The sequence below is a fragment of the Halomonas salinarum genome (assembly GCF_012062845.1).
Classification (GTDB): domain Bacteria; phylum Pseudomonadota; class Gammaproteobacteria; order Pseudomonadales; family Halomonadaceae; genus Onishia; species Onishia salinarum.
Genome location: NZ_WWNB01000035.1, coordinates 1 through 4,228 on the forward strand (window position 1 = coordinate 1; position 4,228 = coordinate 4,228).

A 4,228-nucleotide genomic window follows, 5' to 3' on the forward strand; every position below is an offset into this window, starting at 1 on the left:
CAGGTGCGACAGCCTCGTATGCGGTTCCTGTTCGTCGGGCCAGGAGTTTGCCTACAGCTTCCTCCAGATTCCGCCTCGCGACGGACACCCTTGCTGTTCAGCTAACGGTTCCCGCTATCAGGGTCCGTAGGGGACTCTCACCCCCGAGTCATCCCGAGGCACCACCCTCGGGAACAGCACCTGTCCGGCGCTGCGCGCCATGCCTGGCGCACCAAAAAAAACGGCGCCCCAAGGGGCGCCGTCGTTGATCTAGCTAGCTAGCGCGTTCAGGCAGGAACGCTGTCGTGCGGGTCGATGACGAACTTCTTCGCTGCGCCGCCATCGAAGTCGGCGTAACCCTTGGGCGCCTCGTCCAGCGTGATCATCTGGACGTTGATCGCATCGGCGATATTGACCTTGTCAAACAGGATGGCCTGCATCAGCGGGCGGTGGTACTTCATCACCGGGCACTGACCGGTGTGGAAGCTGTGCGACTTGGCCCAGCCCAGACCGAAGCGCATGCTCAGGGCGCCCTGCTTGGCCGCCTCGTCCTCGGCACCCGGGTCTTCGGTGACGTACAAGCCCGGAATACCGATCTCGCCGCCGGCACGCGTCAGCGACATGGCCGAGTTAAGCACGGTAGCGGGGGCTTCCTTGCCGTGGTTGCAGCCACAAGCATGGGCCTCGAAACCGACACAGTCGACGAAGGCATCGACTTCGCGCTCACCAAGGATGACCTCGACCTTGTCGGCCATGTCACCCTCTTGGGTCAGGTCGATCGTCTCGCAACCGAAGCTGCGCGCCTGAGCCAGGCGGTCCTCGATCATGTCACCGACGATGACGCAGGCCGCACCGAGCAGCTGGGCAGACACGGCTGCTGCAAGACCGACGGGGCCTGCACCGGCGATGTAGACGGTAGAACCCGGGCCGACGCCAGCGGTCACACAACCGTGGAAGCCGGTCGGGAAGATGTCGGACAGCAGGGTCAGGTCCTTGATCTTATCCATCGCCTGGTCGGCATCCGGGAACTTCAGCAGGTTGAAGTCCGCGTACGGGACCATGACATATTCGGTCTGGCCACCGACCCAGCCGCCCATGTCGACGTAGCCGTAGGCCGCGCCCGGACGTGCCGGGTTGACGTTCAGGCAGATACCGGTCTGGCCGGACTTGCAGTTACGGCAGCGGCCGCAAGCGATGTTGAACGGCACCGAGACCAGGTCGCCCTGATTGATGAATTCGACGTCGCGGCCGCACTCGACCACGATGCCGGTGATCTCGTGACCCAGGACCAGGCCCGGCTCGGCGGTGGTGCGGCCACGCACCATATGTTGGTCGCTGCCGCAGATGTTGGTAGTGACGACCTTGAGGATCACGCCGTGCTCGCACTTGCGGTTGCCAAGAGCAAGCTCCGGGTAGGCGATGGATTCGACGGCGACTTCACCCGGGCCTTTATAGACGACTCCGCGGTTGGCTGCACTCATGGCTGGCTTCCTTCAACGTTGTTGTTGGCTAATGCGGCGACACCGCCGCTACTCGACCTTAGCGCCTTCAGCTTGCCGGAATGTTCCCAGCAAGTCATTGTCATGCCTATTCAAGACATCTTCGCCGCCAAAGTGGCAATGCCATATCTGGAGGTCGTTTTCGCGACAGCCCTCGCTGCGGGTCCTGCCAAGAATGTTCGCCGTCGCCGCTAGGCGATGTGACAACAACAATAGAGGACCTCGCATGACGCATGACGACGACCCCATCCTGACCCCCGGGCAGGACAACAAGCAGATACTCGGGCTGGATTTCCACAATCCCGTCTTTCCGGTTTCTGCTCTGGCCATCCTGGCCTTTATTCTCTATGCCTTGATCTATCCCGATCAGTCCAACAGCCAAATGACGGCGGCCCGTGGCTTTGCCATCGAGCACTTCGACTGGCTCTTCATGATCGCCGGCAATGTCTTCGTGATCCTGTGCCTGGCGCTGATCGTCTTGCCCTTGGGGCGTATCCGCCTGGGCGGCCCCTCCGCGCGTCCCGAGCATTCCACGATCTCCTGGTTCAGCATGCTGTTCGCCGCGGGCATGGGCATCGGCCTGATGTTCTGGAGCGTGGCCGAGCCGGTGGCCTACTACACCGACTGGTACGGCACACCGCTGAATGCCGCTCCGGGCACCCCGGAAGGCGCCAGCGCCGCCATGGGCGCCACCATGTTCCACTGGGGCCTGCATCCCTGGGCGATCTATGCGGTGGTCGGACTGTCGCTGGCTTTCTTCGCCTACAACCGGGGGCTGCCGCTGACCCTGCGCTCGGCCTTCACTCCGCTACTGGGACAGCATGTGCGTGGATGGGTCGGCCACGTGATCGACATCGTCGCCGTGCTGTCGACCATCTTCGGTCTGGCCACGTCACTGGGCTTCGGCGCGACACAAGCCGCCGGCGGCCTCAACTACCTGTTCGACATACCCAACACGCTAGGCACTCAGCTCGCCATCATCGTTGGGGTCACCGCCGTGGCGCTGTACTCGGTGTGGCGCGGAATCGACGGCGGGGTGAAGCTGTTCTCCAACATCAACATGGTGATCGCGCTAGTGCTTCTGCTCTTCGTGATCTTCACCGGTTCCACGCTGCTGTTCGCCAACGGCCTGTGGGACACCAGCGTGGCCTACCTGACGCATATCCTGCCGCTATCCAACTGGATCGGTCGCGATGACCAGACCTGGTACCACGGCTGGACGGTGTTCTACTGGGCGTGGTGGATCTCCTGGTCACCCTTCGTCGGCATGTTCATTGCCCGGGTCTCTCGTGGACGCACCGTGCGCGAGTTCCTGATGGCGGTGCTGCTGGTGCCGACACTGGTCACCGTCGTCTGGATGACCGCCTTCGGCGGCAACGCCCTCGCCCAATCCGCGAATGGCGTCGGCGCCTTAGCCAACGGCATCGGCGAGGTCTCACTGGCGATGTTCCAGATGCTCGAGCAGCTACCGCTGACCACCCTCACCTCGACCATGGCCATCATTCTGGTACTGGTGTTCTTCATCACCTCGTCCGACTCCGGGTCGCTGGTGATCGACAGCATCACCGCCGGAGGCAAGATCGACGCACCGCGCAGTCAGCGAGTCTTCTGGGCCACCCTGGAAGGGGTCATCGCCGGCATCCTGCTCTACGGCGGTGGTGACAAGGCCCTGGGGGCCCTTCAGGCAGGCGCCGTGACCACCGGCCTTCCGTTCACCTTCATCCTGCTGGTGATGTGCGTGGGCTTGGTCAAGAGCCTGAGGGAAGAGCATCGTAGCTTGTCGCGCGTAGCCACTGCCTGACCCCCGGTCGCGCGCATTAACACACAGCCCCCGGCCGCTACCGGGGGCTGTGTCGTTTTCACCACTGCCCCGTCGTGCGACACCTATGCGTCAGGGAAAATTCATCAGGGACTCGACCTCAAAGGCGCGACTGGGCATGGTAGTAGGCCGAGCGCAGACTCGGTTAGCCGCCATATACGTCGGACACAGCGAGTTGCTGATGACTCATCTTCATGATCACCGACACCGAGGAGGTACCCTACCCATGTCGTCATTTTTCACCCGCCGCCTGTGCATGACAGGTCTGCTGTCACTGCTAGCTTTTGCCCCCCACGCACTGGCCCAGCAGGGCTCAATGGGCCAACCCGGTGCCGACATCACTACCGAGCAATTCAGTGACTGGGAGGTCGTCTGCCCCAGCGAGGCCCGCCAGGGCAACTGCACCATGAACCAGGTGGTCAGCAATGCCGAGAGTAACCAGCCCTTGATGCGAGTGGTGGTCGCCTACCCGCCACAACTCGAGGGTAGCCCTGCAATGACTATCCTGCTGCCGCTGGGCGTGCGCCTTGCCCCGGGACTGCAACTGAGCGCAGGAAGCGTACAGCCCGCCCAATTCCCCTATCAGGTCTGTCAGCAGCAGGGATGTCGTGCCGACCTCCCCCTCGAGCCATCGATGTTTCAGGCACTACGCGCCGGTAGTAGCGCGACCGTGAGCTTCGTCGACCCTCGCGGCAACCGCAGGGACCTGGACATCTCCCTGATGGGCTTCACCGATGCCAGCCAGGCAATCGCCCCCTGACACCAAGGTTCATGGCACCGAAACGGAAAAGCCCCGGCACAAGGCCGTAATGCCAGTCAGTTAACGCTGACTGGCATTTCTCTTGGTCGGGTACTTCTGGGGTCGGCGCCTGACTGATCGGGGGTAAGATCGCTCGCGTCGCTCAGGCAGGACGAAGGCAGGCGCCATCTC

3 protein-coding genes are annotated in these 4,228 nt (G+C 62.8%); 2 read left to right on the plus strand and 1 reads right to left on the minus strand.

Translation table 11 applies throughout. The annotated features are described in order from the left end of the window. Positions 1-266: 266 nt before the first annotated feature. Positions 267-1,460, minus strand: a complete 1,194-nt coding sequence (gene fdhA, locus HF027_RS15295) for a formaldehyde dehydrogenase, glutathione-independent (RefSeq protein WP_168017125.1) — start codon at positions 1,458-1,460, stop codon at positions 267-269. Positions 1,461-1,704: 244 nt separating this feature from the next. On the opposite strand from fdhA, the gene HF027_RS15300 reads away from it, so the two are divergent. Further along, positions 1,705-3,279, plus strand: coding sequence for a BCCT family transporter (locus HF027_RS15300; protein ID WP_168017127.1), 1,575 nt, complete (start codon positions 1,705-1,707; stop codon positions 3,277-3,279). Positions 3,280-3,523: 244 nt separating this feature from the next. After that, complete coding sequence (locus HF027_RS15305) at positions 3,524-4,057, plus strand: invasion associated locus B family protein (RefSeq protein WP_168017129.1); 534 nt, start codon at positions 3,524-3,526, stop codon at positions 4,055-4,057. Positions 4,058-4,228 lie beyond the last annotated feature (171 nt).